At 64.1% G+C, this 24,801-nt stretch carries 23 protein-coding genes; 6 read left to right on the top strand and 17 right to left on the bottom strand.

Going from position 1 to position 24,801, the window contains the following annotated elements:
* Window positions 1-168: 168 nt before the first annotated feature.
* From NTY77_14840 to NTY77_14825, 4 genes are all read right to left on the bottom strand, one after another.
* Window positions 169-1,227 carry an aspartate-semialdehyde dehydrogenase gene (locus tag NTY77_14840; protein MCX5796769.1) on the bottom strand — a complete coding sequence of 353 codons (1,059 nt, stop codon included), beginning with the start codon at window positions 1,225-1,227 and terminating at the stop codon, window positions 169-171.
* Window positions 1,214-2,104 carry a hypothetical protein gene (locus NTY77_14835; GenBank protein MCX5796768.1) on the bottom strand — a complete coding sequence of 297 codons (891 nt, stop codon included), beginning with the start codon at window positions 2,102-2,104 and terminating at the stop codon, window positions 1,214-1,216. The genes NTY77_14840 and NTY77_14835 overlap by 14 nt, the downstream gene beginning before the upstream one ends.
* 104 nt (window positions 2,105-2,208) lie before the next feature.
* Window positions 2,209-3,102, bottom strand: coding sequence for a ParB/RepB/Spo0J family partition protein (locus NTY77_14830; GenBank protein ID MCX5796767.1), 894 nt, complete (start codon window positions 3,100-3,102; stop codon window positions 2,209-2,211).
* Window positions 3,099-3,929, bottom strand: coding sequence for an AAA family ATPase (locus NTY77_14825; protein ID MCX5796766.1), 831 nt, complete (start codon window positions 3,927-3,929; stop codon window positions 3,099-3,101). Before NTY77_14825 ends, NTY77_14830 begins: the two co-directional genes overlap by 4 nt.
* 283 nt (window positions 3,930-4,212) lie before the next feature.
* On the opposite strand from NTY77_14825, the gene NTY77_14820 reads away from it, so the two are divergent.
* The gene (locus NTY77_14820) at window positions 4,213-4,740 is read left to right on the top strand and encodes a hypothetical protein (GenBank protein MCX5796765.1); all 528 of its coding nucleotides are present in this window, start codon (window positions 4,213-4,215) and stop codon (window positions 4,738-4,740) included.
* Here the strand turns inward: NTY77_14820 and speB are convergent.
* From speB to NTY77_14790, 6 genes are all read right to left on the bottom strand, one after another.
* Entirely contained in the window at window positions 4,737-5,591 is an 855-nt protein-coding gene (speB, locus tag NTY77_14815) for an agmatinase (protein MCX5796764.1), read from the bottom strand. The two genes, NTY77_14820 and speB, sit on opposite strands and share 4 nt — an antisense overlap.
* A gap of 65 nt (window positions 5,592-5,656) precedes the next feature.
* Entirely contained in the window at window positions 5,657-6,712 is a 1,056-nt protein-coding gene (locus tag NTY77_14810) for a deoxyhypusine synthase (GenBank protein MCX5796763.1), read from the bottom strand.
* A gap of 88 nt (window positions 6,713-6,800) precedes the next feature.
* Window positions 6,801-7,610 (bottom strand): TatD family hydrolase, encoded by an 810-nt coding sequence (locus NTY77_14805; protein ID MCX5796762.1) that lies wholly within the window; start codon window positions 7,608-7,610, stop codon window positions 6,801-6,803.
* A gap of 6 nt (window positions 7,611-7,616) precedes the next feature.
* Window positions 7,617-9,215 (bottom strand): hypothetical protein, encoded by a 1,599-nt coding sequence (locus tag NTY77_14800; protein MCX5796761.1) that lies wholly within the window; start codon window positions 9,213-9,215, stop codon window positions 7,617-7,619.
* Window positions 9,215-9,988 carry a hypothetical protein gene (locus tag NTY77_14795; protein MCX5796760.1) on the bottom strand — a complete coding sequence of 258 codons (774 nt, stop codon included), beginning with the start codon at window positions 9,986-9,988 and terminating at the stop codon, window positions 9,215-9,217. Before NTY77_14795 ends, NTY77_14800 begins: the two co-directional genes overlap by 1 nt.
* Window positions 9,975-10,781, bottom strand: a complete 807-nt coding sequence (locus NTY77_14790) for a nucleotidyltransferase family protein (GenBank protein ID MCX5796759.1) — start codon at window positions 10,779-10,781, stop codon at window positions 9,975-9,977. The genes NTY77_14795 and NTY77_14790 overlap by 14 nt, the downstream gene beginning before the upstream one ends.
* Window positions 10,782-10,830: 49 nt before the next feature.
* Between NTY77_14790 and NTY77_14785 the strand changes: the two genes are divergently transcribed.
* From NTY77_14785 to NTY77_14770, 4 genes are all read left to right on the top strand, one after another.
* The gene (locus NTY77_14785) at window positions 10,831-12,111 is read left to right on the top strand and encodes a hypothetical protein (protein MCX5796758.1); all 1,281 of its coding nucleotides are present in this window, start codon (window positions 10,831-10,833) and stop codon (window positions 12,109-12,111) included.
* A gap of 128 nt (window positions 12,112-12,239) precedes the next feature.
* Window positions 12,240-12,980 (top strand): glycosyltransferase family 2 protein, encoded by a 741-nt coding sequence (locus NTY77_14780; GenBank protein ID MCX5796757.1) that lies wholly within the window; start codon window positions 12,240-12,242, stop codon window positions 12,978-12,980.
* Between the two features lie 53 nt (window positions 12,981-13,033).
* Window positions 13,034-14,449, top strand: coding sequence for a radical SAM protein (locus NTY77_14775; protein MCX5796756.1), 1,416 nt, complete (start codon window positions 13,034-13,036; stop codon window positions 14,447-14,449).
* Window positions 14,450-14,494: 45 nt separating this feature from the next.
* Entirely contained in the window at window positions 14,495-15,502 is a 1,008-nt protein-coding gene (locus NTY77_14770; protein ID MCX5796755.1) for a GDP-mannose 4,6-dehydratase, read from the top strand.
* Window positions 15,503-16,026: 524 nt separating this feature from the next.
* Here the strand turns inward: NTY77_14770 and NTY77_14765 are convergent.
* The 3 genes from NTY77_14765 to NTY77_14755 are packed head-to-tail and all read right to left on the bottom strand — an operon-like array spanning window position 16,027 to window position 20,817.
* The gene (locus NTY77_14765) at window positions 16,027-17,874 is read right to left on the bottom strand and encodes a hypothetical protein (GenBank protein ID MCX5796754.1); all 1,848 of its coding nucleotides are present in this window, start codon (window positions 17,872-17,874) and stop codon (window positions 16,027-16,029) included.
* Between the two features lie 20 nt (window positions 17,875-17,894).
* Window positions 17,895-19,892, bottom strand: a complete 1,998-nt coding sequence (locus NTY77_14760; GenBank protein ID MCX5796753.1) for a hypothetical protein — start codon at window positions 19,890-19,892, stop codon at window positions 17,895-17,897.
* Window positions 19,879-20,817, bottom strand: coding sequence for a glycosyltransferase family 2 protein (locus NTY77_14755; protein ID MCX5796752.1), 939 nt, complete (start codon window positions 20,815-20,817; stop codon window positions 19,879-19,881). Before NTY77_14755 ends, NTY77_14760 begins: the two co-directional genes overlap by 14 nt.
* A gap of 34 nt (window positions 20,818-20,851) precedes the next feature.
* Between NTY77_14755 and NTY77_14750 the strand changes: the two genes are divergently transcribed.
* Window positions 20,852-21,622 carry a class I SAM-dependent methyltransferase gene (locus NTY77_14750; GenBank protein ID MCX5796751.1) on the top strand — a complete coding sequence of 257 codons (771 nt, stop codon included), beginning with the start codon at window positions 20,852-20,854 and terminating at the stop codon, window positions 21,620-21,622.
* An 8-nt stretch (window positions 21,623-21,630) separates the two neighbouring features.
* Here NTY77_14750 and NTY77_14745 read toward each other — a convergent pair whose 3' ends face one another.
* The 4 genes from NTY77_14745 to NTY77_14730 are packed head-to-tail and all read right to left on the bottom strand — an operon-like array spanning window position 21,631 to window position 24,628.
* Window positions 21,631-22,158, bottom strand: a complete 528-nt coding sequence (locus tag NTY77_14745) for an NUDIX hydrolase (GenBank protein ID MCX5796750.1) — start codon at window positions 22,156-22,158, stop codon at window positions 21,631-21,633.
* A gap of 13 nt (window positions 22,159-22,171) precedes the next feature.
* Window positions 22,172-22,921, bottom strand: a complete 750-nt coding sequence (locus NTY77_14740) for a glycosyltransferase family 2 protein (protein MCX5796749.1) — start codon at window positions 22,919-22,921, stop codon at window positions 22,172-22,174.
* Window positions 22,908-23,879: a GHMP kinase gene (locus tag NTY77_14735; GenBank protein MCX5796748.1), complete on the bottom strand. Its 972-nt coding sequence runs from the start codon at window positions 23,877-23,879 to the stop codon at window positions 22,908-22,910. Before NTY77_14735 ends, NTY77_14740 begins: the two co-directional genes overlap by 14 nt.
* Complete coding sequence (locus NTY77_14730; protein ID MCX5796747.1) at window positions 23,876-24,628, bottom strand: nucleotidyltransferase family protein; 753 nt, start codon at window positions 24,626-24,628, stop codon at window positions 23,876-23,878. Before NTY77_14730 ends, NTY77_14735 begins: the two co-directional genes overlap by 4 nt.
* Window positions 24,629-24,801: the final 173 nt, after the last annotated feature.

Below are 24,801 nucleotides of genomic sequence, written 5' to 3'. Positions count from 1 at the left end.
CATGCGGCGGGGAGCCTTGCTTGCGGGCGCTCTTGAGCGCGCGGATCCGGAAGGTCTACGGCCGGTTCAGCCTGGGAGGGAGGGGTGGGGCCTGCGGTCGGAACTCATCCGAAATCATTATACAAAGATTTAAGCCCCACAATGTTACTAAAATGTTTCAGGGGCAGGCTACGCGCGGCGCCGCAGCCAGGCCCGGCGCAGCAGGAGCTCCGCGATCTGCACGGAGTTGAGGGCCGCGCCCTTGAGCAGGTTGTCGGAGACGACCCAGAGGGCGAGCTCCTTGGAGTCCACACCGGCGCGCAGGCGGCCGGCGCGCACCGGCGCGCGGCCGGCCGTGTCGAGCGGAGTCGGGTAGTCCCCCTCGTCGGAAAGCTCCAGGCCGGGGGCGCGCGCCAGAAGGCGCCGGGCCCGCGCCGGAGAGAGCGGCCGGGAAAAGCCCAGCCACGCGGCCAAGGCATGCCCGCGGACCACGGGTACGCGCACGGCCGTCACGCTCACGCGCAGGCCGGGAGCGCCCCAGACCTTGCTCAGCTCCGCGGCGACCTTGTTCTCCTCGCCGCTGCGGCCGGCCGCGTCGAAGCTTCCGACCTGCGGGAAGACGTTGCCGGCGATGGCCCGCGGCAAAGCGCGCGGCCGGGGCGCGCAGAACAGCGGCGCGCGGCCGTCCGGAGCGAAATCCAGCAGCCGGGAGAGGGCGCGCGTCTGCGCGAAGAACTCCCCCAAGGCTTCGCGGCCCGCCCCGGAGACGGCCTGATAGGAGGCGATGCGCGCTTGGCGGATGCGCGCGGCTTTGTGCAGGGGCCAGCCGGCCACGGCCAGGCCGGTCATGGTGCAGTTGGGTCCGGCGATGAGGCGCTGGTCGATCGTCAGCGCCGCGGCATTGACCTCGGGGATGACCAAGGGGACCTTGGGGTCGAGGCGGAACTCGGAACTGTCATCTATGACCCAGACGCCGCTGCGGGCCAGGCTCGGAGCGAAGCGGCGGGCCACATCCTCCGAGGAGACGAGGAAGACCAGGTCGCAGGCGCCCAAGGCGCGGTGGTCCGCGGCCGGAGCCGGGATCGCGCGGCCCTTGAACCTGACCGAGGAGCGCGCACGGCCGGAAGAGAAGGGCCGCAGCTCTCCCACCGGGAAGCGGCGGCGCTCCAGCAGAGCTACGAGCTCGCGCCCCACCATACCGGTGGCTCCGACCACGCCGACGCGGGGAGCGGCCTTAGGGATTGCCATAGGGGATCTGGAACGGGTCGCTGGTCGCGACGGTGCCCAGGACGTCGCGCGCCGCGCCGCGCAGATACTCGCCCGGCGCCGCGCAGCTGTCCTGCGGCATGGTGAAATCGAAGGGCTGCTTGCGCTGGAAACGCGTGGCCCGCTGCCAGTCCAGGCCGTCGCGGGAATGCTCCACCCAGGCTTCCTCCATGTTCTCCCCCCACGCGGAGAAACGGACCAGGCATTTCTTGCCCAGCCGCTGGTAGATGAACTCCGAGACGCTGATCTCGCTGGTGCTCGGGGGCGCGAGCTTGATGGCCAGAGCCGGCGAGATGCTGTTGATGGGCGTTTCCAGGGCGCCGTCGGGATTGCGCGGGGGCACACCGGTGATGGAGTGGTTGTTCCAGGCCTTGATCTCGCGCGCGCCGGAGTCTTCCACGGCCGCGGCCGCGAGCACCGGGGAGGCGGAGGTTTTCAGGAAGGTGTCGGTGGGCGAGTAATTGATGAGGTAGTTGGGGCGGGAAACGCTGACCATGGACAGGGGGACCTCGGCCCAGAACCACTCGCCTGCCCCCACTCCTTCTATCTGGGCGTCCGGCTGCGGCTCCAGGGGCATGTCCTTGGTCTCGGCCAGGAAGAAGCTCTGCTGCGCGGTGAAGGATGGAGTCTGGGATATGCCCATGTAGATCTTCCCATCTATGACCTCGCGCAGCCAGGGCTTGCTGGCAGTGGGCTTGGTCTTGGCGCGGCCGATCTTGGCCCCGATGAAAGACCTGTTGAATTCACCTATCGGCGCCGGCTGTAGTTTGACTATCCAGGAGTTGTTGAAGCCTATATACCAATTGGCATCGTCTCCGCCATCAGCGAATCTTCCGAAATCATTGATATTGGATGCCAAAGAGACATATGTTGGCAAAATTGTGCTTGTGGATATTGTGGATAATCTATCCATAGCACCAGCTGAAGCGGGCAGTAACAGTAAGGATAAAATTACAATTAGCATTATTTTTTAAGTATATTTACTATTTTATCAAAATCTGTAAGCGAATAGAAGTGTATTGATATTATTCCTTTTGATGCATCTTTCTTTGTTTTTATATCTATTTTAGTACCAATATGGTGCTGCAATGCTGTCTCTATAGCCTTTATGTCAGCTGATTTAGCTTGTTTTTTATACCTTTTTCGTGTTTCTTCTCCATCTACATTAATACCGCATAAAACTCTTGCCAAATCTTCAGAATCTCTTACTGAAAGGCCATTTTCAACTATCCTATTTAGCAGTTCCTGCTTCTTTGCTTCCGCATCTACCATCAATATGGCTCTGGCATGGCCCTCTGTTATCAGTCCATCATGTATCGCATTCTGTATGTTGTCAGGCAGTTCAAGTAGCCGCAATGTGTTGGATATGGATGACTTGGCTTTGCCAACGACCTTGGTCAGTTCGGTCTGGCTGATCTGGAACTCTTTCATCAGCCGGAGATAGCCCCGGGCCGCTTCAATTGCGTTGAGGTCTTCTCTCTGGAGGTTTTCCACCAACGATACGGCAAGGCGCTGTTTGTCAGTGTGTCCGGTCCTGACGATGACCTCGATATCCCGGAGTCCGGCTAACTCACAGGCCCGCAGGCGACGCTCTCCGGCGATTAGCTCATAGCCGCCGTCCTTCCCGTCTTGCGACACGATTATGGGCTGTGCGAGCCCATGCTCCTTGATCGAAGCGGCCAGCTCGGCGAGCTTCTCTTTGTCGAAGTTCTTGCGCGGCTGATACCTATTGGCGCGGATCTTATCGATCGGGACCATGATTGGCCCAGGCACCGGCCTGTCCTGGGCCTGTTCTGGCTGGACCGGCTCGGGGGTCGGTATAAGAGCGGCTAGTCCTCTTCCTAAAGCTTGTCTCATGACTGGTTCTCCGTTGCTGCGGATGCTGCTTCTTTATTGACTTCCTCGACCGGGTCTTCGGTTACGCCCCTGCGGCGCAGGAGCTCGCGGGCGAAATCAGCATAGGCCTCGGCTCCCTTTGACTTGGGGTCGTACTGGAATATGCATTGGCCGAACCCGGGGGCCTCGGCCAGGCGGATGTTCCTAGGGATGATGGTCTTGAATATAGACTTGTCGAAGTATTTTTCGACCTCGACTTTTACCTGATTGGAGAGCACCATTCTGGAGTCGAACATGGTCAGCACCCCCCCCTCTATCTCCAGGCCTGGGTTCAGTGCTGATTTTACGGTCTTTATGGTCTCCAGGAAATGGGCTAGCCCTTCCATGGCATAGTACTCCCCTTGGATTGGGATGATGACTTTATTTGCCGCGTTAAGGGCGTTTATTGTCAGTAGCCCAAGGGATGGAGGACAGTCGATGATTATGAACTTAAAGCGTTGTTTTACAGCGATTAGGGCTCCTTTGAGCCGGCTTTCGCGCGCCAAAGCTGGGACCAACTCGACTTCCGCTCCGACCAACTCTGGCCCTGAGCCGCAAACATGCAAATCAGGTATGATAGTTCCTTTGATGGTTTTTTCTATGGGCATCAGTTCGACTATCACATTGTAGACGCTTGGGGTGAAGGCATTATGATCGAACCCAAGGCCGGAAGTGGCGTTGCCTTGGGGGTCCACATCGATCAGGAGCGTCGGCTGCTTTAGCAAAGCGAGCGCGGCCGCGAGATTTATGGCCGTGGTCGTCTTTCCGACCCCCCCCTTTTGATTCGCGACGACGATCGTTTCTGCCATTCGACTCCCCCTGATGCGCGGCCGAATATTTATAGCATTAGTGCTGCGCTGAAATCAATGTTGCGATTGGTTTCACGTGAGAACTTTTAGCGGATCGTGTCAGGTAAAATGTTTTCACGTGCAAACAGAGCATTATAAGCAGTGTTGTGTGTCTTTCTGGGTCATATATCTTCTTTGGCTATGTTTTAGAGCTTTTGGAGAGTGTTCGGTGTTGTTTGTTTGTATTTTGAGACAAGCGTCAAACCATGTATAATCTGAGCAGTACAATCCCAGGAGGCCTCAGATGAGCGTATCCTCGCACCTGACCCCGGAACCAGAACGCCGCCTCTGGGTCATCCTCGAGCACATGCAGCACTCCGTGGAATGGACCGACCACAAGATCGGAGCCATCACCGCCTTCGCCATGATCGAGCTCGCCTTCATCAAGCTGCTGGCGCCGGCCGGCCCCTTGGGACTCCTGACCCTCATCCTTTTATCCTTGGCCTTGCCCCTTGGCGTCCTCGCCTTCTCTCCGCTGACCGGCAAGCCCAGATTGCCGTATCTTCCCGAGGCGGACAAGGACAAACCCAGCGTGGACCACTGCATGATCTGGGCCGAGGACATCGCCAAATACACCCACAGCGAGCTCGTCCACCGCTTCGACAAATACCTCGGAGGGGGGATAACCGCGACCCCCTACCACGAGGACCTCGTGGGCCAGGTCGTGGTCCACGCGCGCATCGCCGTGCGCAAGGAGCGCCTGTTCAAGGCGTCCTGCGTCATCGTCGGGATCGCCCAGTTGGGCGTGCTCGGGCAGCTGGTCTGGCGCTAAAGGGCTTTCACGGCCAGGTAGCCCATCAGCCGGTAGATCAGCTTGGCCGCGGCCAATTCGGAAGCGACGGTATCCTTCAGCGGGCAGAGCTCCATCACATCCACGCCGACCACGCGCTTGCCTGCGATGACCGCGCGGAACAGCTCCAGCGCCTCATGCCAGTGATAGCCGCCCGGCTGAGGCGTGCCCACGCCGGGCACCACGGCCGGGTCGAAGCCGTCCATGTCGATGGACAGATACACGAGGGGGGGGAGACTCTTCAAGACCAGAGGGATCAGCTTGCGCATGTCCCGGTGTTCGTGCCATAGGAATGTTTTCACGTTCCCCCGGCCCACCAGATGCGCCTCGTCCTCGCCGATGGAACGGATCCCCACCTGGACCACGCGGCACTTCTTCGAGATCGGGAACATCGCGCAGGCGTGGCTGTAGACCGATCCCTGATAGGTCAGCCGCATGTCCGCGTGCGCGTCGAAATGCAGCACGCCCAGCCCGGGATAGCGCCGGATGAAGGGGGGGATCGTCGCATGGGAGAGCGAGTGCTCCCCGCCCACGCAGAACAAGGTCTTGCCCGGCATGCCGGCGATGCGCGAGACCTCTTTCTCGATGCTCGGGAAGACCTTGGGGGCCGGCCCCTTCAGGCGCCTGGCCGGCAAAGTATGGATCCCGTCCTTGTAGGTCAGGCGGCCCAATTCCTCATCGTAGAGCTCCACGCCCAGAGAGCCCTCCAGCAGGGCGGCCGGCCCGCGCACCGTCCCCTGCATGTAGGAGGTCGTGCGCTCGAAGGGCAAAGGCAGCACCACGAAACGCGCGGCCTTGAGCGGCACACCCGCGTCCATGAACTGGGCTTTCATGCGAACCATGGTACCAAAAAGCAAACCGCCCCTCCCAGGAACGCGGGGGGGCGGCTTTGCGGGCCTCAGCGCAGGGCTGCGGGGACCTTGGACTCGTTGAGCAGGTCGCTGTACTTGCGGCCCTTGCGCGCCTTCCAGGAGCCCTTGTGGTAAGCGTAGGCGGCCATGATGGGCATGGCGATGGTCGCTTCGCAGAACACCATCTGCTCCCACTGCGTGTCCACCTTGCCCCAGGAGCAGGCCTCGCGCAAGGTCGAGCCGGAGAGCGCCCCGTCGCGCTCGTCGGCCACGGTGATCTGCACCGCGTACTTGTGCATCTTGCCCTCGTAGCCGATCATCTCCAGGCCCACGGTCACGTCCTGGGCGAAGTTCTTGGGGACCCCGCCGCCGATCATGATGATGCCCGTGTCCTTGGACGCCATCTTCAGGCGCACCAGCTCGCGGAAGTCGCGCGCCGAGTCGATGCTCGCGTGCGCGTCCGGGTTGTGCCACTGGTGGTGCAGGAAGCCGAAGCCGGCGGAGCAGTCCGAGAAGGCGGGCACGAAGATGGGCACCCGCTTCTTGTAGGCGGCCAGCAGGATGGAGTCCTTGCACTTGCAGTTCTTGACCAGGTATTTGCCCATCTCCTCGAGGATCTCCCGGGAGGAATAGGGCTGGGGCTTCAAGGTGTCGCACAGCCGCGAGATGGTGTCGTCGGAGACTCCCAACTGGTCCTCGCAGATGAAGGTGTCGTAGATGCGGTCCACGCGCACCGAGCGCAGCTCCTTGTCGTCGACCCATTTGGTGCCCTTGTAGTGCTTGAAGCCCAAGGACTCGAAGAAGTCTTGGTCCACGATGTTGGCGCCCGTGGAGACGATGGCGTCGACCATGTTGTTGTTGACCAGGTCGTAGACCACGCGCTTGAGGCCCGCGGAGAACAAGGAGCCCGCCAGGCACAGGATGACGTCGCAGTCCTTGTCGGCGAGCATGCGGTCGTAGATGTCGCTGGCGCGGGCCAGGTCCCGGGCGGAATACGCCATCTTGGACATGGCCTCCACCAGCGCGCGCGTGTCGTGCTTGGTGATGTCGATGTGCTCGATCGGCTCTTTGAGGAAGTCGGACTTCTTCAGGTCGTGATTCATTTTGGAACCTCAACTATCGTCGAAGAATTATTCCATGTCCGATATTCTATAACATCCGGGCGCCAGGCGGGCTTTTGCCGACGACGAATTAGGTATTGTGTCCCCGATCCCGGAACAGCTCTTCAGCGTTGGCGGTGGTGGCGCGGGCGACGTCCGCGGCCGGCAGGGCCCAGACCTGGGCCAGGGCCGCGGCGATCTCGGGCACCGCGTCGGGCTCGTTGCGCTTGCCGCGGCGGCTCTGCGGCGGGAGGTAGGGGCTGTCGGTCTCCAGCACCGTGACCTCCGGCCCCGCGCGGCGGAAGGCCTCGCGCAGCGCCGCGTTCTTGGGATAGGTCGCCGGGCCGTCGGCGCCCAAGGCCCAGCCTCCCGCGGCCAAGGACTCCGCGTCCTCGGGCGTGCCGGAGAAGCAGTGCACCACGCCCCAGAAGCGCCGCCCCTGCGGGGGGGAGGGGAAGACCTCCTTCACGATGAGCCTGAGGTCCTCGTAGGCGCCGCGGCAGTGGATGACCGCGGGCTTGCCCCAGTCCCGGCAGGCGGCGAGCAGGCGCCGCAGGGCCGCCTTCTGGATCTCCGGCGCCACGGGGCCGCGCGCGTAGTCCAAGCCGATCTCGCCCACCGCGACGACCTCGGGGAGCCGGGCCTGGCGCTCCAGGTCGGCCAGGAAGGCGTCCGTGCAGCGCTCCGCGTAGTAGGGATGCAGGCCCAAGGCGCAGCGCAGGACCCCCGGCCAAGCCCGGGCCAGAGCCAGGACCCGCGGCCAATCCTCGGGCGCGTCGCCGATCTCCACCAGCCGGCCCACTCCCGCGGCCGCGGCCCGGGCCAGGACCGCCTCGCGGTCCGCGTCGAAATCCGGGCCGCCGAGGTGCACGTGGGTGTCGAACCAGGGGCCGGGACCCATGGCGCCTCAGCGCGAGGTCAAGGCCAGGACCTGCGGGTCCTTCTCCCGGGCCAGGCAGTCGGCGCGGGCTTTGGCCCCTTCGGGCGAGTCTTGGTAGTAGTGGTCGAGCACCATCACCCGGGTCAGGAAGCGCACGGCCGGATCCCGGTCCCGCAAGGCCTTCAGGACCAAAGGCCAGGTCGCCTTGGGCTCCAGGTCGGCGAACAGGTTCAAGGCGCGCACGCGCACCAGCGGCTGGTCCGAATCGATCCACTCCTCGCGGCGCACGCGCACGGCGTCCGGAGAGCCCTTGCCGATCTGATAGAGCGCGTAGTCGGCGTTGTGGCGGACGATCTCGGTGTCGTCGTCGAGCAGGCCGGCCAAGGTCTCGATCCAGCGCGGGTCCCGGTCTTGGGCCGCCTTGACCGCGGCCTCCGCGCGCAAGGACGCGTCCTCGGAGGCGAAGAAGCGCCCCAGCGCCTCCGGCCGGACCTGCTTGAGCATGGCCTCGCGCCGCGCGTCGAGGATCTCGCGGATGCGCTGCTGGGCCGGCACGCCGTCGTCGTAGCGCGGGTTGGCCCGGTAGAGGGCGATGTAGAAAGGCAGGGCCGCTTCGGCGTCGGCGCGGGCCTTGAAGTAGAGCTGGGCGAGCTTGGCCGCGCTGTAGAGGTCGTCGGGGTCCTTCTCCCAGGCCTCGGTGAAGCGCCGGATGGCCTTCTCCACGTCGCGGTCCTCGAGCGCCAGAGCCCCTTCCACCATGAGCGCGCCCGCCTGTCCGGGGTGCTTGGACAGGGTCTCGCCCACCAAAGCCCGCGCCGCGGCCGCGCCGCCTTTGCGCCACTCGGCCATGGCGAAAGTCGAGAAGACCAGCGGGTCATCCGGCCGGCCGCGCAGGAGCTCGGTCAGGGCCTCCCGGGCCAGCGCCGCGTCCTCCCCGGCGCCCGGCCCCTGGGCCAGGCGGCCCAGCTCCTCGAGCGCGCTGCGCGCCTCGAAGGTCCCCGGCCGCGCGGCCGCCAGCCGGCCCCAGGCCGCCACGGCCGCGCGCCGGTCTCCCGCCGCAACGGCCAGTTCCGCCCGGTAGGCCAGCAGCCCCTGGTCGTCGGGGTGCCCGGCCAGCCCGCTCTCCACGGTCCGCAGCGCCTCCGCGGCGCGGCCGCGGGACTGGGCGATGTGGGCCAGATAGTCCAGCGCGGCGGGGTCCTGCGGGTCTGCGGCCAGGTGCTCCTTGAGCCGGGCTTCGTTGGCCGCGGACGCGTCGAACGGGGCGCTGCCCAGGAAATGGCGGCCCTGATAGAGGACCACCAAGGCGTGGGCGCGCATGAAGACGTCGTCCCCGAAGAAGTCTCGGGCCCAATGCATGACGTAGAAGGCGTCGACGGGCCGGCCGGCGCGAGTGAGGGCCTCGGCCAGGCGCAGGTGCGCGGCGCAATCGAGGAGGTGCGCGCGGAAGTCCGCCCGGGCCTTCTGCAGGGCGGCGTCCACGGCGGCCGCCGACGGCGGCGCTTGCCGGGAGGCGCCGCCCCGGAGCCAGTCATAGAGGTAGGTCGCGTAGAGCCCCGCGGCCGCCGCGATGAGCAAGGACGCGCCCCAGATCATGGCGCGGTGGCGCCGGGCCGCGGGATCCATCAGAGGGTCTCCGCGTTCGGGTCGCGCAGGCTGTTGACGATGTCGCGGTAGACCTCGTCCTCCTGCCCGGCGTAGAAATGGTACAGCACCGTCTCGCCCAGGATGTAGGATTCCACGCTGATGTCGGGCAGCTCGGTCTGGACCTGCACGCCGCGCAAAGAGCTGACCTGGATGCTCTTGACCGCGAACTTGTCTCCGCGCGCGGTGCGCTCCCCGCTGATGGCGCGCGCCAGGCGGTCCGGCCCCATGATGTCTCCGGCCCAGGGGTTGGGCTGGACGACGAGCCGCACGATGCCCATCTGTCCGAAGAGCCCTCCGTGCACGAAATTCGTGGGGTCAGTCCCGGCCCGGCAGAAATGGACGATCTCGATGGTCTTCTTCTCGTCCTTGAAGGCGGCCACGGCCTCGTAGCCCTTGGGCAGGCGGATGACGTAGCCCGTGTTGCCCACGAAAGCGGACTCGCCCGTCGCGGAGACGACCGTGGTCGACGAGGGCGGCGGCGGGGGGGGCTCGCGCCGCAGGGCGAGCAGGGCCGTCAGCGCGGCCACCACCGCCACGCCCGCCACCAGGAATACGACGCTGGCCCGGCTTGGCGCCGAGCGCCCCGCCCCCGTCGCCGTCGCCACCGTGGGCGGCGCGCGCATCGCGGCCTTGAGCGAGTCGTCGAAGTCCACGTCGCCGACGCCTTCCTGGGACAACTGCCGGCGCAGCTCGTCGATCGGGTGCTTCTTCAGGTTCGCCTGCAGGTAGGCGACGACCTCAGGCTTGACCATGGGTGGCTTCTTTCAAGGCCTTGCCCTTGGCCAGGCTTCTGGTGAACCGCTCGTAGCGCTCCGGGGAGCCCAGGTCCGCGAGCAGTCCGGTCTCGGGATAGCCCTGCAGCGCCTCCCCGGCCTTCACTGCGGCCGGGAACACGTCCTTGACGAAATCGCTGGCCGGCCCGTCCGGCACGAAGTGGAGCAGGCCGCGGCGGATGATCCAGAGCGGGGAGAGGGCCAGGCAGGTCTGGCCCGGCGTGGAGTAGCGGGGGAAGTCCACGATGCGCTGGGCCGGCCCCAGGGCCACCGGCTCGCCGGAGCAGCCGTGCGCCCGGGCGCAGCTGCGGCCCTTCCCCGCGCAGGCGTCCGGCCCGGGCCGGTGCTCCGGCCGGCACTCGTGCAGGGCCAAGGTCGCCAGCCCCTGGTGGCCGCGGTGGAAGCGGAGCATGCGGGCGCAGTCCGTCTGGGGGTAGATGCCGCCGAAGAGGACCAGGACGTCGTCGGGCAAGGAGGCGGGGCCCAGGCCCTTGACCAGGCCGGCGGTGCCGCGCGGGGACTCGGAGAAAGAGTAGCGCAGCCGCACGCCGAAGGCGGAGCCGTCGCCGAAGCGGGCGCGGACCAGCTCGGGCTGGTAGTCGAGGCAGAGGATCGCGGAGTCGATGCCCGCGCGCTTGAGCCAGTCGAGCTGGTGCTCCAGCAGGGGCCGGCCGGCCACCGGCGCCAAAGACTTGGGCACGGGCTTGCCGTCCACCTGCAGGGACTCGTTCTGCCCGCCCCCGATGATGACCGCCGTGATCTCGTTCTCCATCCGCATGGGATTCTAGCGGATTTGGAGGGAAAAGTCTTAGAATCTCCCCATGCATCAGCCCTGGCGGCGGCGCCGCGACCGCATCCTCTTCGAGACCCCCGACTGGGCCTGGCTGGCCCTGGCGCTCGGACTGCGCCTGGCCTTCGCCCTGAAGCTGGGCGGGCAGTTCCACCAGACCGACGAGTCCGGATTCCACGCCTTGGCCTGGAACCTGGCCTCCTTGGGCTTTTTGGGCCAGGGGGGCGCGCCCCAGGCCGCGCCCCCCATCCCCGTCGGCTTCTTCGCCCTGTGCCTGCGGCTCGGCGGCGACAGCCTGCTCTGGCCCAGGCTGGCGCAGGCGTTCGTGTCCGCGGCCACGGCCTGGGCCCTGGGGCGCATGACCTGGCGCCTGAGCGGCTCGGCCGCGGCCGGGCGGCTGGCCCTGGCCGCGGCCGCGGTCTATCCCTTCTTCATCTATTACTCGGGAATGGTCCTCTCCGAGACTTTGTATGTGGCGGCCGTGGTCCCGGGACTCTGGGCGCTCTGCGCCAGCCTCCAGGAGCGCGGCGCCTCCTGGCGCCCGGCCGCGGCCGCGGGCTTGGCCCTGGCCGCCGCGGCCCTGTGCCGGCCCGAGGCCATGCCCATCGCGGTCCTGCTCTGGCTGGCGGGCCTGGCCGCCTGCCTGCGCCGCCGCTGGACCGGCAAGGCGCTCTGCGCCGCGGTGCTGGCCTGGTCCTTGCCCCTGACGCTCTGGTGCGCGCGCAACCGCGCGGCCGTCGGCGCCTTCGCCCTCGACCTCCACGGCGGCATCACGCTGCTCGACGGGACCGTGCTCTTCGACCTCAACGAGGTGGACACGGGCGTGGCTCGCGAGGCCCTGAAGTCCTTGCCCTTCTACGAGGAGGGCCAGCGCCTCTCCGCGGTCGAGCGCGACCGCCTCTACCTGCGCCAGGGCCTGGCCTTCATGCGCGAGCAGCCCGGCCGGACGCTCAGGCAGTGGGCCCGCAAGGCCGTGAACTTCTGGCGCTTCTACCCGCGCGCGGACAAGGCCTACCGGGAGGACTCCTACAGCCATCCGGGCGCGGGCCTGGGCCGCGCGGCCCTGGTGGCCGTGAGCCTGGCCTGCGAGCCCGCGCTCATCATCGGAGGCTTCTGGGGGCTATGGGGCCTGCGCCGGCGCCGGGAGGAGCTCTACCCGCTGGGCCTGTTCCTGCTCGCGACCATGGCCGTGCACGTGGTCAGCGTCAGCCAGATGCGCTATCGCTTGGCGGTCATGCCCATCCTGATCTTCGCGGCGGCCGCCGGGGTGGCGGCATGGACTGCGGGCCGGGGCCGCGAGGACGCCGGCTGAAAGCCGCTGCCGACCAAGCCCTTGAAGGATTGGAATGACTGGTTCGCAACGCATATGTTATCATGGCTTTGGCCAGGCCTTATCCTTCCCACGATCCATCCATGACTACTTCCGAAAGCAGCCATAGCTTGGTAAGGATCGTAATCCCAGCCCACAACGAGGCCCGCAATCTGCCGAGGCTCTGCGAGCGCATTGATGCCGCGCTCGGCGCAGGGTCATACCGGCTCTTCATCGTGGACGACGGCAGCCGCGACGATACCCAGGCGGTCCTGAAAGAACTGGGCGCCCGCTATCCCCTCCACCCGCTCAAGCACGAGGTCAACCGAGGCATCGCCGCGGCTTTCCTGACCGGACTGCGCGCGGCGCTGGCGGATGCGGGACCGGACGATTCGGTCGTCATCATGGAGGGCGATGGGACCAGTCCTCCTGAAGCCATCAGGCGGATGATCGCCAGGCTCGGCGAAGACTGCGACGTGGTCATCGCCTCTCGGCATCAGCCCGGGGGAGCCTACCGGAGCTTCCCGCCCATGCGGCTTTTGCTCAGCCTGGGGGCGAACGCCGTGCTTCGGCTCGTCTGCCGCATGCCCGGAGTGCGGGACTATACGATCTTCTTCCGCGTCTATCGGGCCGGGCCGCTCCGGTCCGCGCTCTCGGAGTACGGGGACTGTTTCACGAGCGCCGGCGGCTTCGCCTGCAACGCCGAAATGCTCCTGCGCCTGCGCGGCTTCATCCGGGGAGCGCGGGAGATCCCGATGGTGTACGACTACGCCGCTAGGAGAGGGAAGAGCTCCATGAGGATCTGGAGCAACCTGCTCTCCTATCTTTCGCTGTTCAAGATTTTCTTTTTCGAGCGCAACGGCCGGGGCTAGTCTCTATCTGGGTTTTATAGGACATGGCATAGGGCCTCCAGCTCCGAAGCGTCATGAAACAGAAGATCCTTCTGATAAACCCGGCGTATTCCGCCACTTCCAATAAGGCCATCAACCGATCCGCATGGAAGGCCATGCCGATGGGCCTGCTCTACCTGGCGGCGGCCTTGGAGCGGGCGGGACATTCGGTGAGAGTGTTGGATATGGAAGCTTCGCGCCTGAGCGAAGTGGACGTGAAAAAGGCCTTGGCGCAAGAGAAGCCATCGCTCGTCGGCGTCACCGCCGCGACGCCCATGATAAGGCAGGCGGTCAGGCTTTGCCGCATGTCCAAGGAGCTATTTCCCGACGTCAAGACTCTTTTAGGCGGAGTGCATGCCACCATCCTGCCTGAGGAGGTCGCCGCAGAGCCGGACGTGGACATCGTGGTCCGGGGCGAAGGGGAGCAGACCGCGGTCGAACTGCTGGATGCCCTGGCGCAGGGCGATCCGAACCTGGAGCGGATCCAGGGCATCCATTTCAAGAAGAACGGCCGGGTCGTTTCTACGCCGGGAAGGCCTCCTATAGCGGACTTGGATTCGCTGCCCTTTCCCGCCTGGCACCTGATGAACTTCGGGGACTATCAGCACCCTCTGGGCCGGACCCAGAAGGCGGCCTCGGTCCTCACAAGCCGGGGCTGCCCTTCAAACTGCACCTTCTGCAGCCGAGGGGTCTTCGGGCACGGATACCGAGTGCGCAGCGCCCAAAGCGTTCTCGATGAGATCGAGGCCCTTTATAGCCGTTTCGGGGTCAAGGAGATCCTTTTCGTGGACGACGTCCTGACTCTCAAGCGAGCGCACATCGAGAGCATCTGCAAGGGCATCATCGAAAAGGGCTGGCAGCTCCATTGGGCCACCCCGAACGGGGTCCACGTCAACACCCTGGACGGCGAACTGCTACGGCTGATGAAAAAATCCGGCTGCTATTCCCTCTCTTTCGGCGTCGAGTCGGGGAATCCCGAAACCCTGGAGCGCATCCACAAGCGGCAGGACCTCGAGAAGGTCCGCGAGGTCTTCCGGCAATGCCGCGAGCTGGATATCGAGACGGTCGCCTTCATCATCATCGGCTTTCCCAATGAGGACCGCTCCATGATCGACAACACCCTGCGCTTCCTAATGGAGATCAAGCCGGACGTCGCGGACATCCATACCCTCATCCCCTTGCCGGGGACGGAGCTCTACGCGGAGCTGGACAAGGCCGGCTTCCTGCTGGAGAGGGACTGGAGCAAGTATGTCTTTCACAGCCTCCCCGTTTTCCGGACGGAGCATTTCACGCCGGAGGAGATCCAGCGGCAGTACAAGCGCGTGTATCTGCGCTACCACCTGCGGCCGGCCTACGTGCTGCAGAGGCTGCGGCGGATCCGGTCCTGGGAGGAAATCCTGAACAACCTAAAGGGCCTTTGGACTTTGGCGTCCATGGGACTGCGCCGCTGACGGGAGGAAGCCACGAAAACCTATCGATATCGACCGAGAGTCCTCATCACCGGCGGAGCCGGCTTCATCGGTGTCAACGCTGCCGCCCGCCTGCTTGCCGAGGGTTGGGAGGTCTCGGCCCTGGACGATCTGTCCCGCTGGGGCGTGGAACGTAATCTCGCCTGGCTTAAGCGCCAGGGGCCGGTGGATTTCACGCGCCTGGACGTGCGGGACGCGGCCGCGGTGGCGCGCTGGGTCCGACACCGCCGCAAGGGGCTCAAGCTCGTCATGCATTTTGCGGCCCAGGTAGCGGTGACCACTTCCGTGGAAGACCCGCGCACCGACTTCGAGATAAACGCCAGAGGCGCCTTGAACGTCCTGGAGGCCCTCCGCGGCCTTCCGGAGAAGCCCCTCGTCCTCTACTCCTCGACCAACAAGGTCTACGGCGGCATGGAGGGCGTCCAGGGCGTCTTGAGCAAAGGCCGCTACAGGTACGTGGGCCGTCCCCATGGGATCTCGGAGCGCGAGCCCCTGGACTTTCACTCGCCCTACGGCTGTTCGAAAGGCGCGGCCGACCAGTATTTCAGGGACTATCACCGCATCTACGGCCTGCCCACGGTCGTGTTCCGTCAGTCCTGCATTTACGGCCAGCATCAGCAGGGCACCGAGGATCAGGGTTGGGTGGCGCATTTCATGAAAGCCGCGCAGTCCGGGAAAGGGGTCACGCTCTACGGGGACGGCCGCCAGATCCGCGATATCCTGCACATCGACGATCTGCTCGCGGCTTTCGACGCGGCCTGGCGCCGCCGCCACGTCTCCGCCGGAGGTATCTACAACATCGGCGGCGGGCCGAAAAACACCCTCTCGCTTCTGGAACTGCTGGATTGGATTGAGCGCAAGCAGGGGCACCGGATGCGCCTAAGCCGGGCGACCTGGAGGCCGGGGGACCAGCGCGTCTACGTATCAGACATCCGCAAGGCCAGGCGCGATTTGGGCTGGGAGCCCGCAATCGGCGTGGCCGAGGGGCTCGACAGGCTTTGGACATGGCTCAAGGCCTCTGGGGAGAGCGCTTGACTTGAAGGGGATATTCTCCAGCCCCTCCGGCTGACGATTTCCACGCGGCTTAGGCACAATGCCGGTCACTCAAGGTCCGCTTCCGTCGGCCGCTGACGTTAAGACCCTCGGAACCCTGTAGGGGTTCCGAGGCCGGCGCGACGATATTCCTCTGTCGCGCCGACCCTATGAGGATTCGGAGTGCTGGGTCACTTCCCCATCCCTTGGATCTTCATGAAGTCGCGCGCGCAGGCGGAATGGGGCGCGCGCGGCTCGCGGCGCCAAGCGCCGCGAGCGCACGAAGAGAGAGTATTGGGCCGAAGTCTCAGTGATCTGGATGGCGACCTCAAATGCTAATTATATTGATGAAATAACGAGAAATTTAGAAATACCTCCAGCGCTGGCGGTGGATTTGCTAGAAGCGATTAAAAAACATGACGAATTTTCACACCAAGTCGCCGTCTTTCGTCATAGCACAACAACTGCGTGCCGCTAAGTGACCGGCATTGGGCTTAAGCAGCCTTTTGCGCCGAAAAGGTTGTTGTTCATGGCGCGACCCTGGCCTGCCGAGCCTGGTCGCCCTTCTGGTCCTGGGCGCATAGCAAGTCCTGACGTTCATAAATATCGAGCGCGCGGTTGCGATAGACCAAACGCCAGCGTTTGGCGGAGCGCGGGAATCCCGGCGCGTACTCCCGCTCCAGGTGGCCGAACCAGATGTAGTCGGGCAGAATATCCATAGGTTTATTCTGGGCTTGGGACAGGAGTGTTCGTGCCGTAGACTCGGGCATATAACTGAGCAGCATCAATTCATAGAGCCCCTCTTTCTCTTTTTCGATTTCTCCGCGGCGTAGGCCCATCGCCAACATGCTGCGCCGGTCATACTTGCTAGAGGGTGAAGTGAAGCAGTCCGCGATGAAACGCGCGACGTCGGCGCCTAACAACCTCAAGCCGCCCACCAGCCTTTGACAGTTCTGGAGCAAAGGGTAATCTGAAACCCAGGGTATTACGTAGGCCAAAACAACCTTATTATGCGTAAAGACCGGGATCAAGGCGTCAATCTCCGGATTTATAGTCAAGACCACGCTATTGTCCGGCGTATGCGCATTGAGCCAAACCAGAGCATCATCATAGTCCTTCGGGAGCCCTTGAAAGGGATAGTGAATGGCAGCGTAGGCGATGCTTTGGGAGAAAGCAGTCAAGACTAGAAGCGCAGATGCTGCCAGCCACGGGCGCGTGCGGCATTTAAGAATTCTCGGGACGAAAGCTACGGCCAAAAAGAAGAGATAGATATTTCCAATGAATTTCCAGTGTACAGATTGCAGGGGGAAACCCGTCACTAATTCGATATTCACCATGAGGAAGATCGCGGCCGCGAAACACGTGAAGCACAATACCGTAGGATTGCGGCGCCCGCGCAGGCCGATGACAAAGGCCGCGAAATAAACCAGCGAGTTAAGATCGAAATGCCGACCGGGCCTGACTACGCGAACGAGGAGATCCGGGTCGGGGGGGTAGATGCAATAGAGCAAAGGGAGACTCACCAAGCTGGTGATCACCACGGACATCCAGAGCCTCCATCGCATGCGCCTATCCTGCACGGACCGCGCCAAGGCATAAAGGCAACTGGCTACCACATAGGTGCTCCAAACGTCAAACCGGACATACGCCAGAGCTCCGCCCATAACGCCGCTCCAAGCCGCCCATCGCCAGGTATCGCTTTCCGCCGCCTTGATGATGCCCCAGGTCGCCAGAAACAAAAGGGCATAGGTTACGCCAGGGCGTGGCAGGCGTATGACCGCCTCGGTGCGACCGTAAGAGAGCACGGTCCAAACATTGTGCGCAAAGATGTGGGGCAGGGAGCCATCCCAGGATAAATTAGCTACAAAAAGAAAAGTCAAAATATAGCTGTAACAAGTTATGAATGTGGCGCAGAATAGAGCCATCGGCGGCGACTCGGCGACCCGCATCATGAGGCGATAGACCAGTATGAACCAAGCGCAACAACATAAAAACCTGATGACTATCCAACTCCAGTTGATGTCGCCTATTACGGCGATGACGGCAGCCATCACGATATATGTCAACCGGTCGATCACGAGCTGGCGCAGGCCGCGATTCTCTTTAATATAAGGATCGTAACCTGGCCAATGCCGAGCCGTGTCGTTTGCGCGCGCCGCGTAAGCCAGCTCCTCGTAACACAGCTCGGTGCCGAACCATCCCAACAACGTGAAGCGTCCATTGTTGGCCCATTGCTCCGTCAGGGTCGGGTAATGAGCTTGCCAAGCGCGCCGGCAGGCATACATGAGCGGATAGCCGGAACACATGGCGCAGGCGACAAGCAGGCCCCCCATCCAGGGCGCCCACCGGAGGAATCCGGTGCTGGAATTTTTCATAGCGCTTTCATTCACGGTGCTCAAAGCGACCGGACCGAATACAATCTCAGATCGCCTTCGGAATCGATGCTCTCCAACGGCCAACGGCCGATCACGCGCTGAAGCTTCTCGGGAGTCCGCGAGGCGCTCACTAGGACATAGCGCAAGCGCATGGAGCGAAAATATTCGGCGGTCCGTTTCCGATCCAGAAGAAGCGGGGGGGAATCTCCCCCCGCTTGGACGCGCAGGATAGCCTGCAAAAAAGGATCTCCGCGCATCGCCAAGTAGGTGCGCTGCGCCACCCTTCCCAGAGCACCTCCCACATAAGGCTTATGATGGACCAGTTGGAGAGACATGTCCAGCCAGGCCACGCCTAACGCCCCTTCCGGCGTGCCATCAAAGACCGCTCCGTACGGGATCGTGAGCATCGCTCCATCCGGACGCTGCCCCAGCCGCTCGATCAAAGGCGGGATATTGAAGTCCAACATATTGGCTCTGACCGGGACGAATTCCGCCGCCAGGATCAGAAAAGCGGCTATGGGCACGACCGCGGCCAGACGCGGCGGAACCCGCCGGACCGCCTCCTTGAGGAATTCCGAGAAGAGCAAGGCGAGAAAAAGCGCGACGAACATGATGAATTCGGCCCCCACCTGGATGTTATTGAAGATGGGAAGCAAATGCAAAAAATAGAACGGTAAGGGAAGATAGGTGTGTACCGAGCAGAGCCGCAGCCACGGCCCCAAGGTCATGATGAAGCTGAAGATGGCCCCGAAAAACCACAACGACGTCCATTTGTCCTTGAAGCCCTGCCAGCGCCACAGCACAAAGGCTCCAGCCAGAGGCAGATACCCCAATGGGATCGAAGGACCCAAATGCAGCCGCGCCAGAAACGCGGATACCGAACGCCCCCAAATCGGATGATAGGAATTCGGCGCCAGCATCAACAGAAGATCCGTAGGATTGCCCCCGCCCCGCCACGGATGCATGTTGGTGATATAGTCGCCGCTGCCCATCAGGAACAGAGAAGCGCCTACCATCGGCCAATTGAGCGCAGCCCAACAGGCGATCACCGCGAGATAGGGCATCACCGACTGCTGGCGAAACGCCGCCAGAGAGACGCGCACCTTGACCGACCAAATCAAGGCCAGACGCAGAAACAGCAGCCCCCAGAACACCAGATAAGGCATGACGTAACCAAAAAGCGCGCGGGCTGTCCCGGCTCCATGGAATTCGCGTTGCCCCTGCGCCAGCGAATGCAGGACCCAGAGCAATGACGCGACCATGGCGGCATCGCTCAGACGCGAGCAGACTCTGACCCGGGAAGACACCGGGCGCCTGACCAGTTGCGGCTCAAAAGGCCTTTCCAGCCACAGAAAGAACACGGGGATGAGCAGGCAACAGAACATGAAATAGTAGTAGCAGCAGGCCCAGACCCAAGTCAAGGCGCCCGCAGCCAATATCGCGTCGCGGAGCCGCCGCCCGCGGATGGCGCGGCAAAGCATCCAGACGAAGATGGCGATGACGTGGCTGTTGCGGTAATCGAACGCTCCTCCGCAAAGCATGACCCCTTCCGTAAACGGGTTGAAAGTGTAAAGCGCCCCGGAGACGAAGGCGATGCCTTTCGGTGCGCCCCAGTCCGTCGCCATCAAAAACACAGCATAGCCCGCGAGCGCCGCGATGGAGACGCAGATGACGTTATGGGTGGCGGGCGGCCCCAACCAGGGCAACAAGAAAAACGCGACCAGATTGTGCGCCAGCCCATAGCCGTGGGTCAGGAGGTTGGCGCCGTAAGGCCAATAAAGAGTGTCCGTCCAAAAAGGATTGGCGTGGAGCGTCACGAGGGAATAGCGGAAATACCACATATTCCAAAGGTCCGCGGAATTATCCCCGGCGCGGCCGGCCATGCTCGATAAAAAATGGAAAGCCAGGGGCCGGTAATACAGCAAGGTCAAAGCGAGGTAGCCGAGCAAGGGGACGACGAAGCCCAGGCAGGTCGCGGCCCGGGCGCGAAGGAGCGCGCCCGGACTAGGAGGATTCATCAGCGCGGCCCCTCTGCATGCGTATGGCGTCGATGACGCATCCAGCCAGGAAACAGAGCAGCGCCGCCAGCATCGCCAGGCCGGCCATGGCCGCCCAAATATCAGCGCCGCGATAGACGAACGCCGCCGCCAGGACGAGGGACAGCCCCGCCGGAAAAAAGGCCAACGCCATGAAAAGCTTCAGTGGGTTGTAAGCGAGGAGAATCTGCGTCATGATCTGCATGGTCCGCAGCATGTCCCGGATAGGCCGAACCTTGGACCTGCCCCTGCGGAGACGATATTCGATGGGGACGAATTTCACGAAACGCCCCGCCTTCAGGAACGACAGGGTCATGGTGGTGGAATGGGAATAGCCGAGGCACCGGACGGGCTCGGGCTGCGAAACCAAGGACTTGCGCACAAGCCGCAGCCCGGAATTGGCGTCCGGGACCCTTTCGCCCACCACAAAACTGGCGATCCTAAGGTAGAACCAGCGCAGGAAAGCGTGAAAAAAGGAACCCCAGAAATGAACCCCGCTTCTCATCCCGATGACGAGATCGAAGTCCGGGGCATAGTCCAGCAGTTTCGGGATCTCTTCCGGCGGGTAGGAGCCGTCCGCGTCGAGCATCAGGATCCACTCGTGCCGGGCGGCTTTGATGCCGGTCTCCAGAGATTGGCCGTAGCCTTGGTTGGCAGGGTTCCGCAGCACGACGGCCCCGGCCTTGAGCGCGGCCGCGCCGGTCCCGTCGCTGGAGCCGTCATCGACCACCAGGACCTCGAAATCCTGGACGCAGCCGGAAAGAACATCCCGGACTCCTTGCACGACCGCGGATACGGCCCCCTCTTCATTGAAAGCAGGTATGACCGCGGAAACGGCGATATTACGCATGGGGAATAATCTACATAAAAGAACGCTCCCAAGCCAAACTCGGCCGCCGCGGCTCATGGCCACTCCGGGCACGAATTCATATAATGGGTCGATGCCAGAGGCCCAGCGCAAACAGGATGAGTGGGAGTTCCAGTGGACCCACCTCGAAGACCGGGAGTCTTGGCTTTATGCCGACTGGATCTGGCCCAACCGGCTGGAGGATTTCGCTGACAAGACGGTGCTGGATGCGGGCTGCGGCCCCGGGCACCACGTGCGGTTGGTGGCCGCCAAGGCCAAGCGGGTCGTGGGTATCGATTTGAACACCGTCTCTATCGCCCGCCAGAAGACGGCAGACCTCCGCAACGTCGCGTTCCTCGAAGGAGACATCGCCGAGTGGGATACCGGCGAGCGGTTCGACGTGGTCTACTCGGTCGGAGTGGTACACCACACCGATGATCCGGATCGCACCGTAGCCCACCTCAAGAATCTTCTAAAACCCGGGGGCAGGCTCATCCTCTGGGTCTACGCCCGGGAGGGCAACGCCCTCAATGAATTCTTCCTGGAGCCCGCCAAATCCTTGCTTCTCCGCCGCATGTCCCGGCCCGTCGTGTTGTGGCTGAGCCATGCCCTGACGCTCGCCCTTTACCCCATGGTTTACAGCCTTTACCTTCTCCCCTTGCGGGCCCTGCCTTTCTACCACTACTTCGCCAATTTTCGCAGGATGCCATACACGCGCAACCAGGCGAACGTATTCGACAAGTTGAACGCGCCCACCACCCATTTCATCAGCCGCACCCGGGCGGAGAAGTGGCTAGAGGGCCTTCAAGACCCGCATATCAGCCCTTACGTCGGGGTCTCCTGGAGGATCTCCGGGACCAAGTAGGGCCGCCCCTACGGGATGCGCCCCTTCAACTTGGCCAGGGCGAGGACCGCCAGATGAAGGGCATGCGAGAATTGATTCGACTCGATCTTTTGGATCAGCTCGCGCTCCGAACACAGGATCACTTCCAACGACTCCTCTTCGGTCATCAGCCCTTCATCCCTGACGACATTCTCGGCGAAATAACAGTGCATCCTATTCGCCAGTCGCCCGGTGTCGGGCTCTAGGACACCCAACAATTCCAGCCGGGGGGCCTTATACCCCGTCTCTTCCCCCAGTTCCCGCCCGGCCGCCCCTTCGGGAGACTCTTCGGCGTCGACATGCCCGCTCGGCAGCTCCAGCGTCGCCTTGCCGACGGCGGGCCGGAACTGGCGGACCAGGACGATTTCCCGCTGCGGAGTCATGGCCAGGACCGACACATAGTCCGACGCCTCGACGACGTAGAACGGCTCGCTGGACAGGTCCTCGTAGGTCTTCGCGAGCAGGCGCATCCAGCGCGATTCAAAGACCGTCTTCACGCTCGAGCACTCGTTCTTCATGGTGTCCCCCGGTTCAGTCGCTGAAACGGTAGCGCAGGATGGCCATGAGCACGCGCCAGCCGTCGCGCCAGAAGCGGATCTTCTTGCCCTCGGCCAGGCTGCGCGCCTTGTAGAAGACCGGCAGCTCCGCGAAGCGCAGGCCTTTCTTGGCCAGCTTGGCGGAGAGCTCCCAGTCGTAGTCGAAGCCGTCGCTCTTGAGCGTCAACGCCTTGAGGTCCGCGGTGCGGAAGAGCTTGTACATGGTGGCCCCGTCGCTCAAGTGCGTGCCGTAGAGCCGGTTGAAGAGCCCGGTGAAGAGCACGCCGCCCAGGTTGACCAAAAAGCCGAAGAGGCGCTCCGCGCCCTGCAGCCTGCGGAACTGCCAGTGCTGGGGCGAGGTCATGACCCGCGAGCCGAACACCACCTGAGCGTCTCCCCTGAGCAAAGGCTCCAGCAGCCTGGGGGTGTCGGCCGGGTCGTACTCCAGGTCGCCGTCCTGGATGAGCAGGAACTCGCCCGCGGCCCGGGCCAGGCCGGCGCGCACCGCCGCGCCCTTGCCGCGCGGCCCCTCCTCGTAGACCACCGTCACTCCGGGCCGTCCCTCGTAGCCGCGCACGATGTCCCGGGTGCCGTCCGTGGAGTTGCCTTCCACGATGATGATGTCCTTGCCCAGGCCCTTGAGGTCCATGGCCAGGACGCGGTCGAGCAAGGCCGTGAGCGTGGCGCGCTCGTTGTACACGGGAACGATGATGGAGAGAGCCCGGGGCGGCTCACTTGCTGACATAGATGATCTTGGAGCCCTCCGGCTCGAAGCGGAAGGGGATCTCGCGCCAGCCGGACAAGGCCCGCCGCACGCGCTCGCGCTTGGCCGGGACGCAGAACAAGAGCAGGAAGCCGCCTCCGCCCGCGCCCAGGATCTTGCCGCCCGCGGCGCCGGCGCCGCGCGCCCGCTCGTAGGCCTGGTCTATGGAATCGTTGGACACGCCCTTGGCCAGGCCGCGCTTGAGCACCCAGCCCTCGTGCAGGAGCTCGCCCAAGGAGTCCACGTTGCCCAGCTGGAGCTCCTGGCGCGCGAGCTCGGCGATGCGGCGCATGCGCTTGAGGACCGCGTCCTGGCTGCGGAAGCGCGCCCGGGCCCGGCGCAGGATGGGGCCGGCCTTGCGGGTCACGCCGGTGTAGAGCAGAAGCAGGCGCTGGGAGAGCTTCGCCCAGGTCTTGGGCGCGCAGATCAGGGGGTCCACGCGCACCGCCCCGTCGCACATGAACTCCAGGTACTTGAAGCCGCCATAAGCGGCGATGTACTGGTCCTGCTTGCCGATGGGCTCGCGCAGGCGCCGGATCTCGACCTCGCAGGCCTCGGCCGCGAGCTGCTCGGCGGTGACGAACTCGCCCTTCCAGGCGTGCAGGGCGTGCAGGAGTCCCACGGTGAAGCTCGACGAGGAGCCCAGCCCCGTGCCTCCCACCACGTCGGCCATGGAGGTGATCTCGATGCCCTTGGAGATGCCGACCTTGCGCAGGCACTCGCGCAGGATGGGGTGGCGTATGTCGGCGACGGACTCCACCAGCTCGGTGCGGCGGTACTTGAGGATGATGCTGTCGTCGAAATAGCGGTTGACCGTGATGTACATGTACTTGTCTATGGCGGTGGACACCACGGCGCCCGGGCTGCGCTTGTAGTACTCGGCCAGGTCCGTGCCGCCGCCGGCCAGGCTGATGCGGAAGGGGGTCCTGGATATGATCATGTCTTGAATCCTTTGCGGCGGCGCTTTTCGAAGGCCGTGAGCCGTTCCGGGGTGCCCAGGTCCGCGATGAGGTCCGTGGTCTTGAAGCCGCCCAAGACCAAGCCCTGCTTGAGGGCCGCGGGGAAGATGTCCCGCCCGAAGTCGCTGGGCTTGTCCGCGGGCACCAGGTCCATGAGCGCGCTGCCCACGATCCAGACGGCCGCGGCGGCCCAGACGCCGCCGTCGCCGCGGGCGCCGGCCATGGGCTCGCGGGGCTCGCAGGGCTTGGCCCGGTAGAAGCCGGTGACGCGCTCGCCTTCGACGCGCACCAGGTCCGAATCGTAGGGGTGGTCGGTCTCGGCCAGGACCAAGGTGGCGGCGGAGGAGGTCCGCGCGTGGCAGGCCCGCAGGTCCGGCAAGCTGATGTCCAGGAAGATGTCGCCGTAGACCACGAGCGCGTCGCCCGCGATCTGCGTCCAGGCGTCGCGCACGCAGCCGGCCGTGCCGCGCGGCGCGCTCTCCACGGAGTAGTCCAGGCGCAGGCCCCAGCGCTTGCCGTCTTTGAAATGGGCCTGCACGGCCTCGGCCTTGTAGCCCAGGCACATGACGGCCTTCTTGACGCCGGAGCGCTTGAGCCAGCCGAGCTGGTGCTCCAGGATGGGCTTGCCCGCGACCGGGACCATGGGCTTGGGGATGCGGTCGGTCCAGGGGCGCATGCGTTCACCCCTGCCGCCGGCGACGATGACGGCCTGTATTTCCGAGGAGGCCAAGCCGGGCCAGTATAGCAAAACCGTCAGGGCGAATTCGGGGACACAATACTTGAGCCTCTCGTAAAAAGTCCCGGCCGCATGGGCTTGGGTTCATAAACCGGCCGCGCGACTCGCAGAGTCGCGCGGAACCGACGGCCGAAGGCCGGCGGAAATGCATCTGGGGCGGACCTCGT

The sequence above is a fragment of the Elusimicrobiota bacterium genome (assembly GCA_026388095.1).
Taxonomy (GTDB): Bacteria; Elusimicrobiota; Elusimicrobia; order UBA1565; family UBA9628; genus UBA9628.
This window is presented reverse-complemented; position numbering and strand designations above follow the sequence as displayed.